Origin of the sequence: Compostibacillus humi (assembly GCF_014637175.1) — a bacterium.
Taxonomy (GTDB): domain Bacteria; phylum Bacillota; class Bacilli; order Bacillales; family Amphibacillaceae; genus Oceanobacillus; species Oceanobacillus humi.
The window spans coordinates 47,750-70,689 of record NZ_BMEV01000008.1 but is presented as its reverse complement, the minus strand read 5'-3'; the positions used below and the strand labels follow the sequence as shown (position 1 = coordinate 70,689).

Genomic DNA, 22,940 nt, shown 5'->3' with positions numbered 1-22,940 from the left:
AAAAACGTCGAGGCCAGCAAGCGACAGCGCGGTAGCCGAAAAAAGTGTACAAAAATAGAGTGCTGGAAATAGCATGATAAAAACAACATCGAGAAAAACTTGACACATACTAAAAAAATAGGCATCTTGACTTTTTCTATTTGAGTAAGTACAATTTTATTTGGGCTCTATAAATGAGAAACGGTAGCGTTCCCCTTGAACAGGGGGCGCTTTTCTTGTTTTATATTCGTTTTTATCAATCGAATTGAACAAAATAAAGGTAATGAAAAAGAGAAAGAGGGATGAGTCGTGACGAAGTATATTTTTGTAACAGGTGGAGTTGTCTCTTCATTAGGGAAAGGAATTACAGCAGCCTCTCTAGGACGTCTATTAAAAAACCGTGGTTTAAAAGTAACCCTCCAAAAATTCGATCCGTACATTAACGTGGACCCGGGAACGATGAGCCCGTACCAGCACGGGGAAGTCTTTGTTACCCACGATGGTGCCGAAACGGACTTGGACTTGGGCCATTATGAACGGTTTATCGATAATAATTTAAATAAATACAGCAATATTACGACGGGAAAAGTGTATTCGAGCGTGCTCCGGAAAGAAAGAAGGGGAGATTACTTAGGTGCGACAGTCCAAGTCATTCCCCATATTACGAATGAAATTAAAGAGCAGGTTTTCCGTGCCGGGGAAGCGACGGGTGCGGATGTGGTCATTACCGAGATTGGCGGAACCGTTGGAGATATTGAATCTTTGCCGTTTTTGGAAGCAATCCGCCAAATTAAAAAGGATGTCGGCCGGAACAGCGTCATGTACATTCATTGTACGCTTATTCCGTATATTAAAGCGGCCGGAGAACTAAAAACGAAACCGACTCAGCATAGCGTAAAAGAATTGCGTTCCCTCGGAATCCAGCCGGACGTCATCGTTTTGCGGACAGAACAGCCGATCAGCAAAGAAATGAAAGAAAAAATCTCCCTGTTTTGTGATATCGATTTAGAGGCAGTTATTGAAATGCAAGATGCAGACACGTTGTATCAAGTGCCGATTTCTTTGCAGGAGCAGCAGCTGGACCAGTTAACGTGCGATCATTTCGGCTTAAATTGCGGACCGGCTAATATGGAAGAATGGATTCAGCTCGTGGAAAAAGTGAGAAACCTGTCAAAAACAGTACGCATCGGGCTTGTCGGAAAATACGTGGAACTGCCGGACGCCTATATTTCCGTCGTTGAGGCGCTGAAACATGCCGGCTATGTATATGATACGGATATTGATATTCAATGGGTAAACGCAGAAGAGCTGGAAGAGCAGGACGTTCATGAAGTCCTTCGCGATGTCGACGGCATTTTAGTGCCGGGCGGCTTCGGCGACCGGGGCGTCGACGGGAAAATCGCCGCCATCCAGTACGCCCGGGAAAACAACATTCCGTTTTTCGGCATTTGCCTCGGAATGCAGCTCGCATCGGTCGAGTTTGCCCGCAACGTCGTCGGCTTGGAAGGGGCCCATTCGGCCGAAATCGATCCGAATACGCCGCATCCGGTCATTGACCTGCTTCCGGAACAAAAAGACGTATCCGATATGGGCGGAACATTAAGGCTGGGAGCTTATCCGTGCAAATTAATGGACGGCACGAAAACAAAGGAAGCTTACGATGGAGCAGATATTGTTGAAGAACGCCACCGCCATCGGTACGAATTTAATAACGCCTATCGGGAACAAATGGAGGAAAAGGGATTTGTGTTCTCCGGTACGAGCCCGGACGGCCGTCTCGTAGAAACAATCGAACTGAAAGACCATCCGTGGTTCGTTGCCTGCCAATTCCACCCGGAATTTACATCCAGACCGACACGGCCGCAAGGATTGTTTAAAGGATTTATCGGCGCATGCGTCAACTATAAAGAAAAACGCAAATAAGAAGAAGAGAGGCGAATTCCCTAAGCCTCTCTTCTTTTTATCTAGGAGCAAGCAGCAGCGCTCCCCCTGCCTGGCCGAGGAAATATTCCCAACAAAATTTATTGAAAACGCTGCCAATATTCCCGATTTAGAAGAAAAATGTAAAATTTTACTATTTTAGCATGATTTTTGCAGGAAAAATTGGATTTTTCACGAATTGTTCATATTGGGGGGATTTAATAGGGCAATAAGGGGGCAAGTAGATGTGGAAAAGAAAGAAATATTAATTGTTGATGATCAGCCGGGGATACGCCTTCTGCTTACAGATATTCTCGAAAGCATCGGCTATACTGTAACGACGGCAGAAAACGGCAAAGAAACGCTTCACTTACTGGAAAAGATGACCTTCGACTTAATCATTCTTGATTACAAACTTCCGCTCGTGGATGGAAGTGAAGTTTTACAGCAAATGGAAGAAAGAAAAATCCCGACTCCGGCAATAATCATGAGCGGTCTGGCAGAAAATATGGAAGAAGAAATACAAAATTATCCGAGGGTAAAGAAAATATTGGCAAAACCGTTCAATATCCACGATTTTTGCCAGGAAGTAAACAATATCCTTTCTTCATAAAAAATGGAAAAATCACGGACTTTTCCGACGGTTGCGCCGGCTAGACGGACTTGGTATTCTAGAAGTGTAGGCAAGCAAAATTAAGGTTATGTGAATTTTTTCACCACCGAAGGAGGATATGAAATGCCTTTAGTATCAATGAAAGAAATGCTGGAAACAGCAAAGGCAAATGGCTATGCCGTTGGCCAATTTAACATCAATAACCTGGAATATGTACAGGCAATCCTGCAAGCGGCAGAGGAAGAGAAATCACCAGTTATTCTCGGTGTTTCCGAAGGTGCAGGAAAATACATGGGCGGTTTTAAAGTTGTCGTAGCCATGGTCAAAGCGTTAATGGAGGAATACGGCACTACTGTTCCTGTTGCCATTCATTTGGATCACGGTTCCAGTTTTGAGAAAGTAGCACAAGCGATTCATGCCGGCTTTACTTCGGTTATGATCGATGCATCCCATTCCCCAATTGAAGAAAATATTGCCATCACGAAAAAGGTAACCGAATTAGCCCATATCCATGGAGTATCTGTGGAAGCGGAAGTCGGTACCGTTGGTGGTGAAGAAGATGGCGTTATTGGCGGAATCCAATATGCAGACTTGGAAGAGTGCAAACGGATTGTAGCAGAAACCGGCATTGACTGTTTGGCGCCAGCTCTTGGCTCGGTGCACGGTCCGTATAAAGGCGAGCCGAACTTAGGGTTTAAAGAAATGGAAGAAATTTCTGAAGCGGTTAAAATTCCTCTCGTTCTTCACGGCGGAACAGGCATTCCGTTAAAAGATATTCAAAAAGCCATTTCCTTAGGTACGGCAAAAATTAACGTCAATACGGAAAACCAAATGGCACAAACAGCGGCAGTACGGAAAGTATTGGAAGAAAAACCAGAGCTGTATGATCCGAGAAAATACTTAGGCCCTGGTACAGAGGCAATTAAACAGACTGTAATTGGGAAAATGCGGGAATTCGGTTCTTCCCAGAAAGCATAAATATAAATATGAGGCGGCGGATTCTCGCCGCTTCCCATTATTTTAAATGAAGGAGTGCCACCATGAAATTTTTTATCGATACTGCGAATATTGAAGAGATCCGGAAAGCGAATGCATTAGGCATTTTAGCCGGGGTAACGACGAACCCGAGTCTCGTTGCCAAAGAAAATGTATCCTTCCATGACCGGCTCAAGGAAATTACCCAAGAAGTATCCGGCTCTGTAAGCGCCGAAGTTATTTCCGAAGATGCGGAAGGCATGATTAAAGAAGGAAAAGAGCTCGCGGCGATTGCACCAAACATTACGATTAAAGTGCCGATGACTTTGGAAGGGTTGAAAGCGGTAAAAGCGTTCTCTGACATGAACATTAAGACGAATGTCACGTTAATTTTCAATGCCAATCAGGCGCTGCTTGCTGCACGGGCAGGAGCAACCTACGTTTCTCCGTTTTTAGGACGGCTCGATGACATTGGCCATCACGGAATGGATCTGATTGCAACGATCGCGGAAATTTTTGACCGCCATCGCATTGACACGGAAATTATTGCTGCCTCCATTCGTCATCCGATGCATGTCGTCGATGCGGCATTGCACGGAGCCCATATTGCAACGATCCCATATAAAGTATTGGAGCAGCTCGTCAAACATCCGTTGACGGATCAAGGCATAGAGAAGTTTCTGGCGGATTGGAACAAAGCAAACGAATAATGCCGTTATGAATAGAAGCGTATTTGTCCATGCTGATAAGGATGGAAACATTTCGGTGAACATGTCGAAAAAATAGGGACTACCTCAAAAGCGGGTGCAAAGGATGCAAAAATTATTAATTGAAGGCGGACATTTATTAAATGGCAAAGTAAAAATAAGCGGTGCAAAAAACAGTGCGGTTGCCCTCCTGCCGGCATCGATTCTTGCCGACTCTCCGGTTACGATTGAAGGCTTGCCGCAAATATCCGACGTATATACGTTAAGCGATTTGCTGGAAGAAATCGGCGGCCAGGTTCATTGGAACGGGCAGAACGTAACGATTCATCCGGAAAAAATGGTGGCCATGCCCCTTCCGAATGGAAAGGTGAAAAAGCTTCGGGCATCCTATTATTTTATGGGGGCGATGCTCGGCAAGTTCAAAAAGGCAGTAATCGGACTTCCTGGCGGCTGCTATCTCGGGCCCCGGCCGATTGATCAGCACATTAAAGGGTTTGAAGCCCTCGGTGCGGAAGTAAAAAACGAACAAGGGGCCATCTATTTGCGGGCAAAAGAATTACGGGGAGCAAGAATCTATCTGGACGTTGTCAGCGTCGGCGCCACCATCAACATTATGCTCGCCGCTGTATTGGCGAAAGGGAAAACGATTATCGAAAATGCGGCAAAAGAGCCGGAAATTATCGATGTGGCCACACTCCTGACAAACATGGGAGCAAAAATCAAAGGGGTCGGTACCGATGTCATTCGCATTGAAGGGGTACCGTCGCTCCACGGCTGCAAACATACGATCATCCCGGACCGGATTGAGGCGGGAACGTATGCGATTGCGGCAGCTGCCCAAGGAAAAGAAGTGATTCTCGATAATGTCATCACCCAGCACATCGAATCCCTTTTGGCAAAACTGAGGGAAATGGGAGTCACCGTGGAAGAGAGCGACGAACAGCTGTACATTGCACCGAGACAGCCGCTGAAAAGCGTCGATATAAAAACATTAGTCTATCCGGGATTTCCGACGGACTTGCAGCAGCCCTTTACCACCTTATTAACGAAAGCGGACAATACGGGTATTGTGACGGATACGATCTATTCCGCCCGCTTGAAGCATATTGACGAGCTGCGGCGGATGAATGCCGTCATTAAAGTGCAGGGCGGCTCGGTGATCGTCAACGGGCCGGTACAGCTGGAAGGGGCAAAGGTGAAAGCATCCGACCTTAGGGCCGGCGCTGCGCTCGTCATCGCCGGGCTCATGGCTAATGGCGTTACGGAAATAACCGGAGTGGAACACATCGACCGGGGATACGAAAAAATTACGGAAAAATTAACGAACCTCGGCGCCAACATCTGGCGGGAAAAATTAACAGAAGAAGAAATTTTGCAAATCCGCAATTCTTGAAAACTTTCCTGTATAATAGACCTATATAGAGATACATCCTTTTTTGTTTTTAAGTATCCATTGGGATGAGGGTACTTTCAAAAAAAGGAGCGAAAAATGATGGAAAGAAGTTTAACGATGGAATTAGTACGGGTGACGGAGGCTGCAGCATTAGCTTCCGCCCGCTGGATGGGACGAGGCGTAAAAGATGAAGCGGACGATGCGGCGACAACCGCCATGCGTACCGTGTTCGATACGGTGCCGATGATCGGAACCGTCGTCATTGGCGAAGGGGAGATGGATGAAGCGCCGATGCTCTATATCGGCGAAAAACTCGGCACCGGAGACGGCCCTCGTGTTGATGTGGCGGTAGACCCGCTGGAGGGAACGGATATCGTTGCCCAAGGAACGTGGAACGCTCTATCCGTTATTGCCATTGCCGATGAAGGCACCCTTTTGCATGCGCCGGATATGTATATGGATAAAATTGCCGTCGGGCCGGAAGCCGTTGGCATGATTGACATTAATGCGCCGGTCATCGATAATTTAAAAGCGGTTGCAAAGGCAAAAAATAAAGATATAGAAGATGTCGTTGCCACTGTTCTTGACCGTCCCCGACACGAAAAACTGATCCGGGAAATCCGGGAAGCAGGCGCGCGGATTAAATTGATTCCGAACGGGGATGTGGCAGCAGCAATCAATACCGCCTTTGACGATACCGGGGTAGACATTTTGCTCGGCAGCGGCGGCGCGCCGGAAGGGGTGATTGCAGCTGCGGCATTGAAATGCCTCGGCGGCGAAATTCAAGGGAAACTCATGCCTTCTAATGATGAGGAAATTGCCCGCTGCAAATCGATGGGAATTGCCGATTTAAACAAAGTGTTTTACATGGATGATTTTTGCAGCGGTGACGATTGTATTTTTGCCGCAACGGGCGTAACGGACGGCGAATTGCTGAAAGGCGTCCAGTTTAAGGGCTGGAAAGCAACAACCCAATCCGTCGTCATGCGGGCAAAAAGCGGAACGGTCCGTTTTATCGACGGTCAGCATAGTCTGAAGAAGAAGCCAAACTATGTCGTAAAATAATTGTTCGGGGAAGGTAGCTATATCTTCCCCGGATTACTAAACTATGAAATTACTCCCATACTCCTGCCATCATTTATTCCCTGGTATTAAAACCAAGTTAAAAATAGTATTGAATATTCCTTGTTAAAAGAGTAATATAATAGATGTTTAACGAATGCCCGATTTGGCTAGTATGGTAATGGAATAAACCCTTCCTTTGCCGGCCATTCGCAAACTTCTGCTTCTGCTTCCTAAAATCTTACCTTTCTTCTAGGACTTTTTCCATGGAAAAATGTACATCTAAATAATTTGTTCGTTGCGGAATTCTATTATTTTCTGTATGAGGCAATGGAAAACAAATAGGCGTGGTGATGAAATGTCAACATTAACAATCTCTCAATTGGAAACATTAACATTAAAGGAATTATATGCTTTAGCGAAGGAATATAAAATTTCCTACTATGCAAAACTGACGAAAAAAGAACTCATATTTGCCATCTTAAAAGCCCAAGCAGAAAAAGACGGATTTTTATTCATGGATGGGATTTTAGAAATTATCCCGTCCGAAGGATTCGGTTTCCTTCGTCCGATTAATTATTCGCCGAGTGCAGAAGATATTTACATATCCGCATCGCAAATCCGCCGTTTCGATTTGCGGAATGGCGACAAAGTTTCAGGAAAAGTCCGCCCTCCAAAGGAAAATGAACGGTATTACGGACTATTGCACGTGGACGCAGTAAACAGCGAAGACCCGGAAATTGCCAAAGAGCGTGTCCATTTCCCTGCGTTAACCGCACTGTATCCGGATCGCTTTATGAAACTGGAAACCGATGCATCCAACTTATCGACCCGCATTATCGATTTGATGACCCCGGTCGGTTTTGGGCAGCGGGGACTGATTGTCGCTCCGCCGAAAGCCGGGAAAACGATGCTGTTAAAACAGATTGCCAACAGCATTACGAAAAATCATCCGCATGCGAAACTCATCATTTTACTTGTCGATGAACGTCCCGAAGAAGTTACAGATATTGAACGGTCTGTCTCTCCGGATGTCGATGTCGTATCGTCCACCTTTGATGAAGTACCGGAAAGCCATATCCGCGTTTCCGAGCTAGTATTGGAGCGGGCAATGCGGCTCGTGGAGCATAAGCGGGATGTTATCGTGTTAATGGACAGTATTACGCGGCTTGCCCGGGCATATAACTTGGTCATTCCGCCAAGCGGCAGGACCCTTTCCGGCGGGATAGACCCGGCAGCGTTCCACCGGCCAAAACGGTTCTTCGGTGCGGCAAGAAATATTGAAGAAGGCGGCAGTTTTACGATTTTGGCCACCGCCCTCGTCGATACGGGATCACGAATGGACGACGTGATCTATGAAGAATTTAAAGGTACGGGAAATATGGAATTGCATTTGGACCGGAATCTGGCCGAGCGGCGCATTTTCCCGGCCATCGACATTCTCCGTTCCGGCACCCGGAAAGAAGAACTGCTCGTACCGAAAGACCATTTGGAAAAAATTTGGACGATCCGCAAAACGATGCAGGATTCTCCGGATTTCCTCGACCGCTTCCTAAGAAAGCTGAAATCCACGAAATCCAATGAAGAATTTTTCCAGCTGATGGACGAAGAAATGAAGCGAAAAGGCATGAAATAATTTTTCCAGGAGCTATTGCAATTGAATTATCGCACTGGTATAATTCAAATATGTGAGTTTAAAGGGCTCTTAAAATAACTCTGTTTCCAAAGGATTCAGGGCAAAAAGGAGTGGAAAGACTTGAAAAAAGGTATTCATCCTGAGTACAGAAAAGTTGTATTTCTTGATACAAGCTCAGATTATAAATTCTTGAGCGGCTCGACAAGAACTTCGAATGAAACTATCGAATGGGAAGACGGCAATACGTATCCATTGATTCGTGTAGAAATCAGTTCTGCATCTCATCCATTCTATACTGGAAAACAAAAAGCGGATACGGTTGGCGGACGTGTTGACCGATTCAAGAAGAAATATAATATGAAGTAAGAATAGAAAAGGGTGCTTATCAGGCATCCTTTTTTGCTTTATGGAAGAAAATGCTGTTCAGAGTTGTCCCCTGTTGTGGTAAACTAGGAAAGGTATATTGTATGAATAAAGTGAGGTTCTTGCAAAATGCATGTGATGAAACAAAACGGATGGATTGAAATCATTTGCGGCAGCATGTTTTCCGGAAAATCGGAGGAGCTGATTCGCCGCATTCGCCGGGCAACATACGCCAATTTATCGATTCAAGTGTTTAAGCCAACGATTGACAATCGTTACGATGATACCGCTGTCGTTAGCCATAACGGAACATCGATAACGGCCCAGCCAATCGATCGGGCAGAGGAAATTTACGATCATATTAACGAAGGAACGGAAGTCGTCGGCATCGACGAAGTGCAATTTTTTGACGAAACGATCGTTGAAATTGCCGAAGAATTGGCAGAAAAGGGAATCCGTGTGATTGCGGCAGGGCTCGATACCGATTTTCGCGGCGAACCGTTTGGACCCGTTCCGAAATTAATGGCAATCAGTGAATCGGTGACAAAGCTGAGTGCCATTTGCCCGATTTGCGGTTCCCCGGCAACCCGAACTCAGCGGCTAATTGACGGAAAACCGGCTTCCTACCATGACCCGGTCATTTTAGTCGGAGCAACCGAATCCTACGAACCCCGATGCCGCCACCACCATGAAGTGCCAAACAAACCAGCGCTGCAGCGGAAAAAAACAGCCGAAGCACCTATGTAAGGTGCTTTTTCTTTTGGACATGGACTGGAGGAGGCTGTAATAGAGCGTTTCGCTGATATATTTTCAGAAGCATTCGAAAAAAATAAAGAACCGCCGAAATAAATGGAGGAACGCTGATAAAATGTTCAGAAGCGCCGATAAAAAGGGAAAAGCTGATAAAATTTTGCAAGCGCTCGATAAAATGGGAGAAAAGCTGAAATATTTGCCGGAACGCCGAAATCGCAAGGAAAAGCGCCGAAATAGAGCGTTTCGCTGAAATATTTCCAGGAACACTCGAAAAAAATAAAGAACCGCCGAAATAATTGGAGAAACGCTGATAAAATGTTCAGAAGCGCCGATAAAAAGGGAAAAGCTGATAAATTTTTGCGAGCTCTCGATAAATCGGGAGAAAAGCTGAAATATTTTCCGGAACGCTGAAATCGCAAGGAAAAGCGCCGAAATAGAGCGTTTCGCTGAAATATTTCCAGGAACACTCGAAAAAAATAAAGAACCGCCGAAATAAATGGAGGAACGCTGATAAAATGTTCAGAAGCGCCGATAAAAAGGGAAAAGCTGATAAATTTTTGCGAGCGCTCGATAAATCGGGAGAAAAGCTGAAATATTTTCCGGAACGCTGAAATCCAGGAGACAGTCGCCGATATCAAAGAGGAGCGGCATACGCTCCATAACCTTGAAAAATTTTTTTGACCATCCATATAGCGGTATACTATAATGATACTGTTAATGAAAGAGGTGTGCGTCATGTTAGAACGATTACAATCGTTAGAAGACCGTTATAATAAATTAACCGAAATGCTCAGTGACCCGGAAATTGTCAGTGATACGAATAAATTACGGGAATATTCCAAAGAACAGGCAGGCCTGCAGGACGTAGTGGAAGCCTATCGGGAATATAAATCCGTCGTGCAGGAATTAAAAGATGCGAAGGAAATGCTGGAAGACGATTTGGACGATGAAATGTACCAAATGGTGAAGGGAGAGATTTCCGAGCTTTCCGAACGAAAAGAAGCGCTGGAAGATAAGATGAAAATCTTGCTTCTGCCGAAGGACCCGAATGATGATAAAAACGTCTTTATGGAAATCCGCGGTGCAGCCGGGGGAGATGAAGCGGCGCTATTTGCCGGCGACTTATACCGGATGTATTCCCGCTATGCAGAAAGCCAAGGGTGGAAAACGGAAGTGATGGAAGCCCATACGACGGGAGTCGGCGGCTATAAGGAAATTATTTTTATGATCTCCGGAAAAGGCGCTTACTCCAAATTGAAGTTTGAAAATGGGGCTCACCGGGTGCAGCGGGTGCCGGAAACCGAATCTGGCGGCCGAATCCATACGTCGACAGCAACGGTTGCGGTTCTGCCGGAAGCTGAAGAAGTGGAAGTGGAAATTAACGAAAAAGATATCCGTGTTGATACGTTTGCTTCCAGCGGACCGGGGGGACAAAGCGTGAACACGACGATGTCAGCGGTGCGTCTCACCCATATTCCGACCGGGATTGTCGTATCCATCCAGGACGAAAAATCGCAAATTAAAAATAAGGAAAAAGCGATGAAAGTGCTTCGTGCCCGGATTTACGACAAATATCAGCAGGAAGCCCAGGCCGAATTGGACGAAACTCGGAAATCAGCAGTCGGTACAGGGGACCGTTCCGAGCGGATCCGTACTTATAACTTCCCGCAAAACCGGGTGACCGACCACCGGATTGGCCTGACGATTCAAAAGTTAGACCAAATTTTGGAAGGAAAATTGAATGAAATTATCGATGCCCTGCAGCTGGAGGAACAGACGAAAAAGCTGGAGCAAATAGGTGAAAAAGAATGACGGAAAAAGTGTACGAAGTCCTGAAACGGGCTTCGCTTTTTTTACAGCAGCGTCACCGGGAAGAAAAAGTGGCAGAAATTCTTCTGCAGCATCACCTGGGGGTATCTCGGGCGCAATTTTTTGCCATGATGCGGGATGAGGCGGCGCCGGAAGTTGTCGCTGCCTTTGAAGAAGACGTTAAGCGACATGCGGAAAGCGGGATTCCTGTTCAGCATCTACTTGGCTATGAATATTTTTACGGGCGAAAATTTACCGTCAATCCCGATGTGCTAATTCCCCGGCCGGAGACGGAAGAGCTGGTCGAACAGGTTATTGCCATTGCCCGCAGCAAAAATGGGCCGCTCACGATCGTTGATGTCGGAACAGGAAGCGGCGCCATTGCCGTGACTCTTGCCTTGGAATTGGAGCAGGCAACCGTTATAGCGACGGATATTTCGGAAGCAGCCCTTCACGTAGCGAAAGAAAATGCAGCACGTCTCGAATCAAACGTTTGTTTTATCCAAGGGGATTTCCTGAGACCCCTTATTGCGAAAAAGATAAGAGCGGACATTATCGTGTCCAATCCGCCCTATATAGCGCCGGAAGAAGCGGATGAGCTTTCCGACACGGTCACACAGTTTGATCCTTCCCTTGCGCTTTTTGCCGAGGAAAATGGCCTTGCCGCCTACCGGAACATTATCCGTGATTTGCCAGCCGTCGTTCAGGCGGACGGAGCAATTGCTTTCGAAATCGGCCATACCCAAGGGGAAGCGGTGAAAGCGATGCTTGAGCACACCTTACCTCGTGCCCAAACCGAAATCAAACAAGACATAAACGGCAAGGACCGGATTGTTCTTGCGCGTCTAAAAGAAGACTAAGCCAGAAAATTTCATATAGAAAATAGTAGATTGCTAGTTTAAAAGCCGAAACTCTTGTCCATACTGAAAACTAAAATGACGGTATGGGGGAAGTTGCGGTGAAGAAACTAGTAATTTTTTTATGGATTGCACTTATCTTTATGTTTATGATGCCGATAGAAGGATTTTCCACAGACGAGGGAGAATATGATTATCAAGTCATTCCGGATGAAGCAATCCGCCTGCGCATTTTGGCCAATAGCGACAGCGAGGAAGACCAGGCGATTAAACGGTTAGTGAGGGACCGGGTGAACGAGGAAGTCACTTCCTGGGTTGCCCATATGACGGACATCGAAGAAGCGAGGAACTTGATTGAAAACAATATCGATGAAGTGGAAGCGGTAGTCGGGGAAGTGCTGGAACAAGAAGGAGCAGCGGACAGCTTCACGGTAGAGTACGGTAAAAATATTCTGTTCCCGGCAAAAATTTATGATAATTTCCTCTATCCCCAAGGGGAGTATGAAGCGATTCTGATTACGATCGGAGAAGGAGAAGGCTCCAACTGGTGGTGTGTCCTCTTTCCGCCTCTCTGCTTTTTAGATTTTTCCTTCGGGAGCACCGTCAGTGCAGAAGAACAGGAGCTGGACGAGGAAGAGAAAGAGGAGGAGGAAAAAGAAAAGGAAGAGGAAAAACCGAAAGTGAAATTTTTTCTCTTTGAATTATTTGGCTGGTCATAGTTTTGCGATAATCGCATAAAATACTAGAAAGAAAAAACAGATGATAGAAATGGGGTGAGGGAAATCTTGCAAATTATGCGCGCAAATGAAGTGCCAAGCGGCCAGTTGGAGGAATTTTTGCAGCAAAACGAAACCCTCGATTCAGAAGTGCTAGAGGAGAAAGGCTATATCGTCTCTGTAAAGGATCACATCGCAGGATGTTTTGTGTTAGACGAGATGGAGAAGGAAGATGTGTATTGGCTGAAGCAGCTGTACATTACGAAGAATGAAGCGAATAAACTGCCGGTGCTTTTAGAAGCAATTCTAGCACTCGCCAAAGCGAAACAGGCAAAAAGCGTGTATGTGCACAGCCATCAGCCAATTGTGGATATTTTGCTGGAAGCGATGCAATTCCATCTGCAGCGGGAAAACGTCTTCGCCAACCCGCAGCCGAAAACGAAGGGAAACTGGTGGTACTACCAAGTGTCCTAGCAATTAGCGAAAGTTTATGCACAATATCCACAAGTCATTGTGCATAACTTGTTAAAAACTTGTGTATAGTTGTGTATATTTTCTCGATGCTTACAAATAAAATCGGAAAAAAACAACGATTTGCCTGTGGATAAAGTACACAGGTATTTTTATTTTCGGCAAATCACCCCCGGAAAAACATTTTGCGTAAATAAAGGGAATCCTCTACAATAGTTTTGAGAAAAGAGGTTGGAACATGAAAACGATACGATGGAAGATCAACACGGGTGAAACGGATTTTCTCGAAGCCATCGAAGCAGCAGCAGCGATGCTGAAGGAAGGAAAGACGGTTGCTTTCCCTACCGAGACGGTGTACGGCCTTGGGGCGGATGCGACAAATCCACAAGCTGTGGATAACATCTTCCGGGCGAAGGGGAGACCCCAGGATAATCCGCTTATTGCCCATGTTGCAACTATAGAACAGCTAAAACAGTTAGTTACATATATCCCTCCATATGCGGAAAAGTTAATCGAAGCCTATTCTCCGGGGCCGATTACATATGTTTTAAAAGATAATGGAACATGTGCCGAAAATGTTACAGCCGGACTGGAGACGGTTGCTGTCCGAATTCCTGACCATCCGGTGGCGCTTGCGCTGCTGAAAAAAACAGGCCGGCCCGTCGCGGCTCCAAGCGCCAACATTTCCGGGAAGCCGAGTCCGACGACTGCCGACCATGTTTGGGAAGATTTACAAGGTAAAATTGCCGGGCTAATTGACGGCGGCCCAACTGGTGTCGGCGTTGAATCAACGGTCATCGACTGCACCGGCGACGTTCCAATTATTTTAAGACCAGGAGGCATTACGAAGGAACAGCTGGAAGAAGTGGCAGGAACGGTCGTAATCGACCCGGGACTGACAGATCAAAAGGAAAAACCGAAATCTCCGGGAATGAAATATCGTCATTATGCTCCCGAAATCCCTTTATGGCTTGTGGAAGGGGGACCTTCTGTCTTGCAAAAGCTGATCGATAAAAAACGGAAAGCAGGACTGAAGGTGGCAGTGCTCGCAAGCACAATGACGTGCTCCCAGCTGGAAGGCGATGCCCTATATCCGTTAGGGGAAGATTTGGCGGAAATTGCCGCCCGTCTGTATGAAGGCTTGCGCACGTTTAAAAAAGGCGATTATGACCTGATTCTCTGTGAAACGTTTCCGGAAGAAGGGATTGGCCAGGCGATTATGAACCGCCTCCGAAAAGCAGCAAGCAACACTTTAACCGCGGCTGATTAATCGGCTTATCCACAAGGATGTGGAAAAAGGAATATGACCGAACCTTTTCAACATAATCTCCTTTGGACATGCATATATTGAATAAGCATGTCCTAGGGGGATACGTATGGCACAATATGTCATTGGTGAATTTTTTTCCTTATTAATGATCGCTTTTGCCGTTGGAATGGATGCTTTTTCCGTCAGTTTAGGCATGGGAATGCTCCAGCTTCGGCTAAAGCGGATCGCCATCATTGGCTTTATAATCGGGGTATTTCATATTGTGATGCCGTTATTAGGGATTTACCTCGGCAAGATTATTTCTAGTCAAATTGGCAGTTTTACCGCAATTGTTGGCGCATGCATTATTATTGCCATCGGTTTGCAGATGATTATCCATGCCCTGTTTCCTGACACGAATGATCGGCTGTCCCCCGTCGGCGCCGGGCTCGTGCTCCTAGCTTTTACCGTCAGCCTCGACAGCTTTTCCGTCGGTTTAAGCCTCGGCATGTCTCAAGTGAAAGCGATAGTCGCCGTCCTGCTCTTCGGTATTTGCAGCACGTGTATGACCTGGTCCGGACTGTTAATCGGACGAAAAGTGCGGGGACTTTTAGGCGTTTACAGCGAAATGCTGGGCGGGAGCATTCTATGCGGGCTTGGCATTGCCATGCTGATTTCTTAAACGAAAGCTTAACTTACTGTGGGCAGGGTACTGTATTTTTGCCGGTTGGCGAATACTGCTTTTTAAGAGCAGAATTTTTCATAGAAAAGAGAGGATAAAGCAATGGAATTCCAAGATTTTACCGCAGCGCAAGTTCGAATTGCAAGACCGACAGATAAGTTTGAAGAGGTCATTGATTTTTATGTGAATGGTTTAGGTCTTAGAATCATTGAAAGGTTTAAAGGAAATAGGGGATACGAGGGGGTAATTATCGGACTGCCCGATGTACATTATCACTTGGAATTCACCCGCCATATTAATGGAAGTCCATGTCCTGCACCAACGAAAGATAATTTGTTAGTTTTCTATATTGAGGATAAAAGTGAAATAACGAAAGTATATCAACGGTTGCAACAAATGGGCTATACCGAAGTGGAACCGGAAAATGCCTACTGGAAGGAAAAAGGAATTACAATCGAAGACCCTGACGGCTGGAGAATCGTGCTGATGAATCGAAGTTATGCCTAACCCGAACACTCGGAAGGAAAAGAAGAGCTGCCTTCGGATCAATGATGGAAAGGAAGCGATAGTCTAAACGATTATCGCTTTTTTGCTGTCTGTAACACGAATTCAATAAATTTCTAAGAGATGCATGACAACCCGTCAAAGCTGCCTTATCTTACCGCGTTTCGTCCGTTGCAATGATGAAATGCAAGGGACAAATAAAAAATTCTCTGAAATTCTCCATTATTATCATAATTTGTTTAGCATCTCAGGCGCTAAATATGGTATATTTTACTTAGATAACAAGTAATGGAGGACGTTACATGAAGATTCTATTCGTCTGTACAGGGAATACGTGCCGAAGTCCGATGGCAGAAGCGCTGTTAAAGCATAAAATGCCGAATCTGGAAGTGCAGTCTGCGGGAATTTTTGCCGGCCATAAGGAAAGTGCGAATCAGAAGGCGATTCAAGTAATGGCGGAAAGGGATATTGCGTTAAACCATGAATCTCAGCCGGTTACCGCTGAACTGTTAACATGGTCCGATCTCGTCTTAACGATGACGACCGGCCATAAGCAAGCATTAATCCGGGAATTTCCTGATCATCAGCATAAATATTATACGTTAAAGGAATTTGTCATCGAGTCGGATGAAGAAACATGGAAAAATATGGAAAATAACGATGCAGACATAGAAGATAAACGGTCCTTACATGAAGCAAATGAATATCGGGACAAGGATGGAGAAAACGTCGGCCAGCTGGAAACGGCATTAGCTGACTACGATATTACCGATCCCTTTGGCGGTGATGTTCAAGTATATCGGGAAACGCTGGAAGAACTGGATGAATACATTGAAGAACTCGTGAAAAAAATGAAGCCTTAGCCGAAGCGGAGGTCAGAAGGATGAAAAAGAAAAAATACCGATTTAGCCTGCGATTAAAATTAGTCCTCTTTACAACAATATTGGCACTAATTACGTACGGAACGAGTGCTTTTTGGCTTTATATTCTTTATGATTGGATTACACCTTACATACAAATTTCGTTCGAATGGTTTACGATTATTACCCTATCCCTCGGAATTATGTGGTCTGGGATTTTAGCTTACTTTGCTGCTTTCGTCATAACGAAACCGCTGGAGCGGCTGGAAAAAATTGCTTCTGAGGCGGCAGAAGGGAATTTAGACCAGACGGTGACGATTCCGAAATCGGACGATGAAATTCGCGCACTCTACTTGTCCTTTCAGACGATGCTGACGAATTTGAATAAAATCGTCTACAACATTAACGAAAACTTCGAAAAGACAAATGAAAGCGTATTGCGAATGAAAGAAGCATCCAGCAGCGCAGCACAGCATGCCGCCATGATTGGGACTTCCATCGATGAAATTTCCAAAGGTGCGGAAAGTTCCTCGGAAGCGATTCAGTTTACGGCGGAAGCGGTGGAAACGGCAACGGAACTGGCGAAACATGTCCAGCAGAAAGCGAGCCAGTCAAAGGACAAATCTGAGAAAATGCTGGAAACATTGGAGACGAGCAAAGCAACGGTGCATCAATTAGTCTCGGGAATTCAAAAGCTGGCGGAAGAGCAGGAAATTTCCCTCGAAAGCGTCGATCATTTGCGGCAAAACGCCTTGCAGGTGGAGTCGATTATTACGATGGTCGGGGAAATTGCCGAACAGACGAACTTGCTCGCGTTAAATGCGTCCATTGAAGCCGCCCGGGCCGGGGAACACGGGAAAGGATTTGCCGTCGTCGCTGAAGAAATCCGGAAACTTGCCGATCAAAGTGCGCAAAATGTACAGCGGATATCGGAGTTAATTTTGGCCATTCAAGAAGACGTCCAGGAAGTCGTCCGGAAAATTACGGACAATGTCACCTTTGCCAAGGAAGAATCGGAAAAAGGCGCAGAAACGAACGTGACGATTGAACATATGGCAACATCCGTTGAAGAAGTAGCATCGGAAATCGACGAAATAACCGGACTCGTAGAAAAGCAGCTGGAGTCGATTCAAGATACGGTCCGTCAATCCCAGGAAGTCGCAGCCATTGCGGAAGAAACGTCGGCAGGTACGGAGGAAGTGAATGCATCCATCCAGGAGCAGGTGGCAACGATTGACGAAGTGGATGCCCTCGCCTTTGAAATTGAAGAACAGGCGAAAAACTTAAAAGAACAGATTAGACAATTCCGCTTTGCAGAACATAAGGAAGAAGACCCGAATGAAGAAGAAAATGGCCAAGCCTAATTTAAGGCTTGGCTATCCTAATATGTGGAGGTGGCAAATATGGAAACGATTAAAAAAGATATGGACACGGTTGTTGAAGATTTTATAAAAAGTGATCATTTAAAGAAAGGGGATGTTTTCGTCCTCGGCTGTTCCACGAGTGAAATTTTCGGGGAACGGATCGGAACATCAGGAAGCGAGCAGGTGGCAGCTATCGTGTTTGATGCTGTCAAAAAATTGAAAGAAAAAACAGGAATACATCTCGCCTTCCAATGCTGTGAGCATTTAAACCGGGCGCTTGTCGTGGAGAGGGAAACGATGGAAAGGTTTCAGCTGGAGGAAGTGTCGGTCGTTCCCGTGCCAAATGCCGGCGGCTCCATGGCTTCTTACGCGTATAAACATTTGGAAGACCCGGTTGTGGTGGAATTTATTCGGGCGGATGCGGGAATGGATATCGGCGAAACGTTAATCGGCATGCATTTGAAGCATGTAGCTGTTCCGTTTCGTTTAAGCAAAAAATTCGTGAAAAACGCCCGGGTAACAGCAGCCTACACGAGACCGAAACTTATCGGGGGACGGAGGGCGAATTACGAGAGTACGAGATCATAAAAGAAGGGTGCAGTGGGCCGCTGCCAAGGTCGAGCGGAATGCAGAAAATATTTATATGTTTACGGTTTCTTTTTTCGCTATTAACCGATACAATGAAGTAGAGAGAATTTTTACAACATGTTGAAATTTATGCAGAGGGGGACGTGTGAATGGAACATATCAAAACGCAAGATCCAGAATTATTTGCGGCAATTAAAGAGGAAAGGGACCGTCAGCAAAATAAAATTGAGCTGATCGCCTCCGAAAACTTTGTTTCCCGGGCAGTGATGGAAGCAATGGGTTCGGTATTAACGAATAAATATGCGGAAGGCTACCCAGGCAGACGCTACTATGGCGGCTGTGAATACGTGGATGTGGCAGAAAACTTGGCTCGCGACCGGGCAAAAGAACTGTTCGGTGCGGAACATGCGAACGTGCAGCCTCATTCCGGCGCTCAAGCAAATATGGCCGTTTACTTTACTATTTTAGAGCCTGGCGATACTGTGCTCGGCATGAACTTAAGCCATGGCGGACACTTAACCCATGGGAGCCCGGTCAACTTTAGCGGTAAATTGTATAATTTTGTTGATTATGGTGTTGATAAAGAAACGGAACAAATCGATTATGACGATGTTTTGGCAAAAGCGAAAGAAGTGAAGCCGAAACTGATTGTTGCTGGTGCCAGCGCCTATTCCCGCAAAATTGATTTTGCCAAGTTCCGGGAAATCGCAGATGAAGTAGGTGCCTATCTCATGGTGGATATGGCCCATATTGCCGGACTTGTGGCAGCTGGATTGCACCAAAATCCAGTTCCGTATGCAGATTTTGTGACGACGACAACCCACAAAACATTGCGTGGTCCTCGGGGCGGCATGATTTTATGCAAAGAAAAATATGCGAAACAAATCGATAAATCTGTTTTCCCTGGCATACAGGGCGGTCCGCTCATGCATATTATTGCAGCAAAAGCCGTTGCCTTGAAAGAAGCATTGTCCGACGATTTTAAAGCATATCAGGAGCAAATTGTCAAAAACGCCAAAGCGCTCAGTGACGCATTAACGGAACAAGGGTTGCGCATCGTTTCTGGCGGTACGGATAACCATCTCATGCTTGTTGACGTAACCCCTCTTCAGTTAACAGGAAAAGTAGCAGAGCACGTATTGGATGAAGTCGGCATTACGACGAATAAAAACACCATTCCGTTTGATACGGAAAGCCCATTTGTGACGAGCGGTCTCCGTATCGGTACGGCAGCGGTAACGACCCGCGGATTTAAAGAAGAAGAAATGAAAGAAATTGCCGAAATTATTGCGAACGTCTTAAAAGACCATGAAAATACAGAAGTGCTGAACGAAGCAAAAGCGCGGGTAAGCGCATTAACGGAAAGATTCCCGTTATATACCGATTTAATCCCTTCCTGATGGAAATAGAAAAGTAGTACAGACCTAGGCCAAGGTTTGTGCTACTATTTTTTTATAGTAGAAGTGAAGGAAGGTCGTACAGCTCCTTGTTGTGCATATTTTATTTGGAAGGGAAACCTATATTTATGACAGGTTTTCGATCATTCTTTTCCCTCACTTGAAAGGACTACCTTTTTCCAGTACAATTTGAGAGATAAATAAATAAAGGAGCTGTTCGGTAATATGGGAAATGTATTTGTATTTGACCATCCGCTAATTCAGCATAAACTGACACATATACGGGACAAAAATACGGGAACAAAAGAGTTTCGCGAACTTGTCGATGAAGTGGCAATGTTAATGGCTTTTGAAATTACCCGGGACTTGCCGTTACAGGAAACAGAAGTGGAGACGCCGGTAACGAAAGCAAAAGCGAAAGTGCTTGCCGGCAAAAAAATAGGTTTGGTGCCGATTTTGCGGGCTGGACTCGGAATGGTGGACGGCATGCGCAAACTGATTCCGGCAGCAAAGGTAGGTCATGTCGGATTATACCGGGATCCGGAAACGTTAAAACCGGTGGAATATTACATAAAATTACCTAGCGATATTGAAGAGCGGGAACTGATCGTCATTGACCCGATGCTGGCTACAGGAGGGTCTGCCAACGACGCCATCCATTCGTTGAAAAAACGGGGAGCGAAGCACATCCGCCTTATGTGCCTGATCGCTGCTCCGGAGGGAGTCGAATTAGTGCAAAAGGAACATCCGGACGTGGACATTTATTTAGCTGCCTTGGACGAAAAACTGGATGAACGCGGTTATATCGTTCCAGGCTTAGGCGATGCCGGTGACCGGCTGTTTGGCACAAAGTAACGGGGTTGCAGGCATTTGGACATAAGTTCACCTAATATTCATGGTAAATTTTTACGGAAACGGTACAATGGAGATGAGTATTAGGAAAATCTTTAGGATGGAGTGACACGATTTTGCAGAAGAAAATTAAAGTAATGACGATTTTCGGGACAAGGCCGGAAGCGATTAAAATGGCGCCCCTCGTCTTAGAATTAAATAAACGATCGTCTGAATTTGAAACGATCGTTACCGTAACGGCTCAGCACCGGGAAATGCTCGATCAGGTGCTTGACGTGTTTGGCATTACCCCGGATTTTGATTTAAATATTATGAAAGAACGCCAGTCGCTGGCGCAAATTACAACCCGGGCGCTGGAAGGCCTGGATGAGGTAATGAAAAAGACAAATCCGGATATTGTCCTTGTCCATGGCGATACGACGACCACTTTTGCCGCGTCTTTAGCCGCTTTTTATAACCAGATTGTAATCGGTCATGTGGAAGCAGGTTTAAGAACTTGGAATAAATACTCGCCTTATCCGGAAGAAATGAACCGGCAATTGACCGGAGCCATGGCCGACCTTCATTTCGCGCCGACGGAAAAATCGAAACAAAATTTATTAAACGAAAATAAGCCGGAAGACCGCATTTATGTGACTGGAAATACGGCGATCGATGCCTTGAAGACGACGGTGGATGAAAATTACCGTCATCCGATATTAGATGCTATTGGTGATAAACGTCTTGTGCTGATGACCGCCCATCGCCGGGAAAACTTAGGGGAAAACATGCAGCAAATGTTCCGGGCCATCCACCGGCTTGCTGAAGCACACGATGACATCCATATCGTTTATCCGGTCCATCTGAATCCGGCAGTACGGGAGACAGCGAATGAAATTTTAGGCAACAACGACCGGATTCAGCTGATTGACCCGCTTGGTGTCATCGATTTCCATAACTTTGCCGCCCGGTCCCATATTATTTTGACCGACTCCGGCGGGGTGCAGGAAGAAGCGCCTTCCTTGGGAGTTCCGGTATTGGTCCTTCGTGATACGACGGAGCGGCCGGAAGGAATTGAAGCCGGAACGCTGAAGCTTGCCGGAACTGATGAAGATACGATTTTTAACTTAGCCAACGAACTGTTAACGGATAAAGAAGCCCATGAAAAAATGGCGAAAGCTTCCAATCCGTATGGTGACGGAAAAGCCTCGATGCGTATTGCCGATGCAATCATCGAGCACTTCACGAAAAAATAGGATAGTGATGATGTAAAAATAGAGTGCTGGCAGCGGCACTCTATTTTTATATATTCAACTGCAGGCGGAGGAGCGGGAGTCGTGCTGTAGGAAAAATATTTTATAGAACAATAGAGTCGGAAAAATGCCAATAACGGTGCTCTATTTTTCTTTAAGTGCTCCTAAATTTATAGTAATATGAATTTGGGTCATCTTTTCATACCTCCATGTTTCTAATTTTCTTGGTCGAAAACATTGTAACATGGGTCATGAAAGGATGACCTTTCTTTTTACACAATTATATGGACTTTATCTAAAAAGTGCTCATAGAACCGTTCTAAAGCCCAATTGGAGCGGAAATCGGGATTAAAAGTGCTCATAGAACCATTCTAAAGCCCGTTTGGAGCGGAAATAGGGCTAAAAAGTGCTTATAGAACCGTTCTAAAGTCCGTTTGGAGCGGAAATCGGGCTAAAAAGTGCTCATAGAGGCGCTCTAAAGTCCGTTTTGAGCGGAAATTGAGCTTGGAAGTGCTCATAGAACCGTTCTAAAGCCCAATTGGAGCGGAAATCGGGTTTAAAAGTGCTCATAGAAGTGCTCTAAAGCCCAATTGGAGCGGAAAATGCTTTTGAAAGTGCTTATAGAGGCGCTCTAAAGCCCAATTGGAGCAGAAATCTGGATTAAAAGAGCTCATAGAAATGCCCTGAAGCCAGCATAGCAAAATCGGCACCACAATCCCTCATTTACGACCGCCGCTTTCATGTCAATGCAGGATCCCTCATTTACGACCGCTGCTCTCATGTCAATGCATAGTCCCCGTATTTACGACCGCCGCGCTGCCTTCATGTCAATGCAGGATCCCTCATTTACGACCGCCTCCTTCATACCAATGCATAATCCCCGTGCTTTCGACCATCGCCTTCATGCCAATGCATAGTCCCTCATTTACGACCGCTGCCTTCATGCCAATGCATAAAT

At 45.7% G+C, this 22,940-nt stretch carries 23 protein-coding genes; all 23 read left to right on the top strand.

The window, feature by feature from the left end:
- Window positions 1-288: 288 nt before the first annotated feature.
- The 23 genes from pyrG to wecB all read left to right on the top strand — a co-directional run bounded on the left by pyrG (window position 289) and on the right by wecB (window position 21,985).
- Entirely contained in the window at window positions 289-1,902 is a 1,614-nt protein-coding gene (gene pyrG / locus IEV18_RS03455; RefSeq protein WP_188390983.1) for a CTP synthase, read from the top strand.
- Window positions 1,903-2,146: 244 nt separating this feature from the next.
- On the top strand, window positions 2,147-2,512 hold the full coding sequence (locus tag IEV18_RS03450; protein ID WP_188390982.1) for a response regulator: 366 nt from the start codon (window positions 2,147-2,149) through the stop codon (window positions 2,510-2,512).
- Between the two features lie 123 nt (window positions 2,513-2,635).
- On the top strand, window positions 2,636-3,490 hold the full coding sequence (gene fba / locus IEV18_RS03445) for a class II fructose-1,6-bisphosphate aldolase (RefSeq protein ID WP_188390981.1): 855 nt from the start codon (window positions 2,636-2,638) through the stop codon (window positions 3,488-3,490).
- A gap of 62 nt (window positions 3,491-3,552) precedes the next feature.
- Window positions 3,553-4,197, top strand: a complete 645-nt coding sequence (gene fsa / locus IEV18_RS03440) for a fructose-6-phosphate aldolase (RefSeq protein WP_188390980.1) — start codon at window positions 3,553-3,555, stop codon at window positions 4,195-4,197.
- A gap of 103 nt (window positions 4,198-4,300) precedes the next feature.
- Window positions 4,301-5,587, top strand: coding sequence for a UDP-N-acetylglucosamine 1-carboxyvinyltransferase (gene murA / locus IEV18_RS03435; protein ID WP_188390979.1), 1,287 nt, complete (start codon window positions 4,301-4,303; stop codon window positions 5,585-5,587).
- A 99-nt stretch (window positions 5,588-5,686) separates the two neighbouring features.
- Window positions 5,687-6,652, top strand: coding sequence for a class II fructose-bisphosphatase (glpX, locus tag IEV18_RS03430; protein ID WP_188390978.1), 966 nt, complete (start codon window positions 5,687-5,689; stop codon window positions 6,650-6,652).
- A gap of 355 nt (window positions 6,653-7,007) precedes the next feature.
- On the top strand, window positions 7,008-8,285 hold the full coding sequence (gene rho / locus IEV18_RS03425) for a transcription termination factor Rho (protein ID WP_188390977.1): 1,278 nt from the start codon (window positions 7,008-7,010) through the stop codon (window positions 8,283-8,285).
- A gap of 120 nt (window positions 8,286-8,405) precedes the next feature.
- Window positions 8,406-8,651: a type B 50S ribosomal protein L31 gene (locus IEV18_RS03420; RefSeq protein WP_188390976.1), complete on the top strand. Its 246-nt coding sequence runs from the start codon at window positions 8,406-8,408 to the stop codon at window positions 8,649-8,651.
- Between the two features lie 126 nt (window positions 8,652-8,777).
- The gene (locus IEV18_RS03415; RefSeq protein ID WP_188390975.1) at window positions 8,778-9,395 is read left to right on the top strand and encodes a thymidine kinase; all 618 of its coding nucleotides are present in this window, start codon (window positions 8,778-8,780) and stop codon (window positions 9,393-9,395) included.
- Window positions 9,396-9,516: 121 nt separating this feature from the next.
- Window positions 9,517-9,651 carry a hypothetical protein gene (locus IEV18_RS17420; RefSeq protein WP_268235409.1) on the top strand — a complete coding sequence of 45 codons (135 nt, stop codon included), beginning with the start codon at window positions 9,517-9,519 and terminating at the stop codon, window positions 9,649-9,651.
- A gap of 485 nt (window positions 9,652-10,136) precedes the next feature.
- Window positions 10,137-11,213 (top strand): peptide chain release factor 1, encoded by a 1,077-nt coding sequence (gene prfA / locus IEV18_RS03410; RefSeq protein ID WP_188390974.1) that lies wholly within the window; start codon window positions 10,137-10,139, stop codon window positions 11,211-11,213.
- Window positions 11,210-12,070 carry a peptide chain release factor N(5)-glutamine methyltransferase gene (gene prmC / locus IEV18_RS03405; protein ID WP_188390973.1) on the top strand — a complete coding sequence of 287 codons (861 nt, stop codon included), beginning with the start codon at window positions 11,210-11,212 and terminating at the stop codon, window positions 12,068-12,070. The genes prfA and prmC overlap by 4 nt, the downstream gene beginning before the upstream one ends.
- Window positions 12,071-12,168: 98 nt before the next feature.
- Window positions 12,169-12,786: a stage II sporulation protein R gene (gene spoIIR / locus IEV18_RS03400; RefSeq protein ID WP_229733532.1), complete on the top strand. Its 618-nt coding sequence runs from the start codon at window positions 12,169-12,171 to the stop codon at window positions 12,784-12,786.
- Window positions 12,787-12,861: 75 nt separating this feature from the next.
- Window positions 12,862-13,257, top strand: coding sequence for a hypothetical protein (locus tag IEV18_RS03395; RefSeq protein ID WP_229733535.1), 396 nt, complete (start codon window positions 12,862-12,864; stop codon window positions 13,255-13,257).
- Between the two features lie 235 nt (window positions 13,258-13,492).
- Complete coding sequence (locus tag IEV18_RS03390) at window positions 13,493-14,524, top strand: L-threonylcarbamoyladenylate synthase (RefSeq protein WP_188390970.1); 1,032 nt, start codon at window positions 13,493-13,495, stop codon at window positions 14,522-14,524.
- A 106-nt stretch (window positions 14,525-14,630) separates the two neighbouring features.
- Window positions 14,631-15,185, top strand: a complete 555-nt coding sequence (locus tag IEV18_RS03385; protein ID WP_188390969.1) for a manganese efflux pump MntP — start codon at window positions 14,631-14,633, stop codon at window positions 15,183-15,185.
- Window positions 15,186-15,287: 102 nt separating this feature from the next.
- Window positions 15,288-15,692 carry a VOC family protein gene (locus IEV18_RS03380; RefSeq protein WP_188390968.1) on the top strand — a complete coding sequence of 135 codons (405 nt, stop codon included), beginning with the start codon at window positions 15,288-15,290 and terminating at the stop codon, window positions 15,690-15,692.
- 299 nt (window positions 15,693-15,991) lie between these two features.
- The gene (locus tag IEV18_RS03375) at window positions 15,992-16,552 is read left to right on the top strand and encodes a low molecular weight protein arginine phosphatase (protein WP_188390967.1); all 561 of its coding nucleotides are present in this window, start codon (window positions 15,992-15,994) and stop codon (window positions 16,550-16,552) included.
- 20 nt (window positions 16,553-16,572) lie between these two features.
- Window positions 16,573-17,913 carry a methyl-accepting chemotaxis protein gene (locus IEV18_RS03370; protein WP_188390966.1) on the top strand — a complete coding sequence of 447 codons (1,341 nt, stop codon included), beginning with the start codon at window positions 16,573-16,575 and terminating at the stop codon, window positions 17,911-17,913.
- A gap of 39 nt (window positions 17,914-17,952) precedes the next feature.
- Window positions 17,953-18,501: a TIGR01440 family protein gene (locus IEV18_RS03365; RefSeq protein WP_188390965.1), complete on the top strand. Its 549-nt coding sequence runs from the start codon at window positions 17,953-17,955 to the stop codon at window positions 18,499-18,501.
- A 149-nt stretch (window positions 18,502-18,650) separates the two neighbouring features.
- On the top strand, window positions 18,651-19,901 hold the full coding sequence (gene glyA, locus IEV18_RS03360) for a serine hydroxymethyltransferase (protein ID WP_188390964.1): 1,251 nt from the start codon (window positions 18,651-18,653) through the stop codon (window positions 19,899-19,901).
- A 222-nt stretch (window positions 19,902-20,123) separates the two neighbouring features.
- Window positions 20,124-20,753 carry a uracil phosphoribosyltransferase gene (upp, locus tag IEV18_RS03355; RefSeq protein WP_188390963.1) on the top strand — a complete coding sequence of 210 codons (630 nt, stop codon included), beginning with the start codon at window positions 20,124-20,126 and terminating at the stop codon, window positions 20,751-20,753.
- A 134-nt stretch (window positions 20,754-20,887) separates the two neighbouring features.
- A complete protein-coding gene (gene wecB, locus IEV18_RS03350; RefSeq protein ID WP_188390986.1) occupies window positions 20,888-21,985 on the top strand; it encodes a non-hydrolyzing UDP-N-acetylglucosamine 2-epimerase in 1,098 nt (365 codons plus the stop codon).
- The last annotated feature ends 955 nt before the right edge of the window (window positions 21,986-22,940 follow it).

Bases quoted from the DNA above. Each gene is read 5' to 3' on its own strand.
- rho (WP_188390977.1), top strand. From the start codon at position 7,008: ATGTCAACATTAACAATCTCTCAATTGGAAACATTAACATTAAAGGAA.
- IEV18_RS03390 (WP_188390970.1), top strand. From the start codon at position 13,493: ATGAAAACGATACGATGGAAGATCAACACGGGTGAAACGGATTTTCTC.
- IEV18_RS03370 (WP_188390966.1), top strand. From the start codon at position 16,573: ATGAAAAAGAAAAAATACCGATTTAGCCTGCGATTAAAATTAGTCCTC.
- IEV18_RS03365 (WP_188390965.1), top strand. From the start codon at position 17,953: ATGGAAACGATTAAAAAAGATATGGACACGGTTGTTGAAGATTTTATA.
- prmC (WP_188390973.1), top strand. From the start codon at position 11,210: ATGACGGAAAAAGTGTACGAAGTCCTGAAACGGGCTTCGCTTTTTTTA.
- fsa (WP_188390980.1), top strand. From the start codon at position 3,553: ATGAAATTTTTTATCGATACTGCGAATATTGAAGAGATCCGGAAAGCG.
- prfA (WP_188390974.1), top strand. From the start codon at position 10,137: ATGTTAGAACGATTACAATCGTTAGAAGACCGTTATAATAAATTAACC.
- IEV18_RS03375 (WP_188390967.1), top strand. From the start codon at position 15,992: ATGAAGATTCTATTCGTCTGTACAGGGAATACGTGCCGAAGTCCGATG.
- IEV18_RS03415 (WP_188390975.1), top strand. From the start codon at position 8,778: ATGCATGTGATGAAACAAAACGGATGGATTGAAATCATTTGCGGCAGC.
- murA (WP_188390979.1), top strand. From the start codon at position 4,301: ATGCAAAAATTATTAATTGAAGGCGGACATTTATTAAATGGCAAAGTA.
- glyA (WP_188390964.1), top strand. From the start codon at position 18,651: ATGGAACATATCAAAACGCAAGATCCAGAATTATTTGCGGCAATTAAA.
- glpX (WP_188390978.1), top strand. From the start codon at position 5,687: ATGGAAAGAAGTTTAACGATGGAATTAGTACGGGTGACGGAGGCTGCA.
- fba (WP_188390981.1), top strand. From the start codon at position 2,636: ATGCCTTTAGTATCAATGAAAGAAATGCTGGAAACAGCAAAGGCAAAT.
- IEV18_RS03385 (WP_188390969.1), top strand. From the start codon at position 14,631: ATGGCACAATATGTCATTGGTGAATTTTTTTCCTTATTAATGATCGCT.
- wecB (WP_188390986.1), top strand. From the start codon at position 20,888: ATGACGATTTTCGGGACAAGGCCGGAAGCGATTAAAATGGCGCCCCTC.
- IEV18_RS03380 (WP_188390968.1), top strand. From the start codon at position 15,288: ATGGAATTCCAAGATTTTACCGCAGCGCAAGTTCGAATTGCAAGACCG.
- IEV18_RS03395 (WP_229733535.1), top strand. From the start codon at position 12,862: ATGCGCGCAAATGAAGTGCCAAGCGGCCAGTTGGAGGAATTTTTGCAG.
- upp (WP_188390963.1), top strand. From the start codon at position 20,124: ATGGGAAATGTATTTGTATTTGACCATCCGCTAATTCAGCATAAACTG.
- IEV18_RS17420 (WP_268235409.1), top strand. From the start codon at position 9,517: ATGTTCAGAAGCGCCGATAAAAAGGGAAAAGCTGATAAAATTTTGCAA.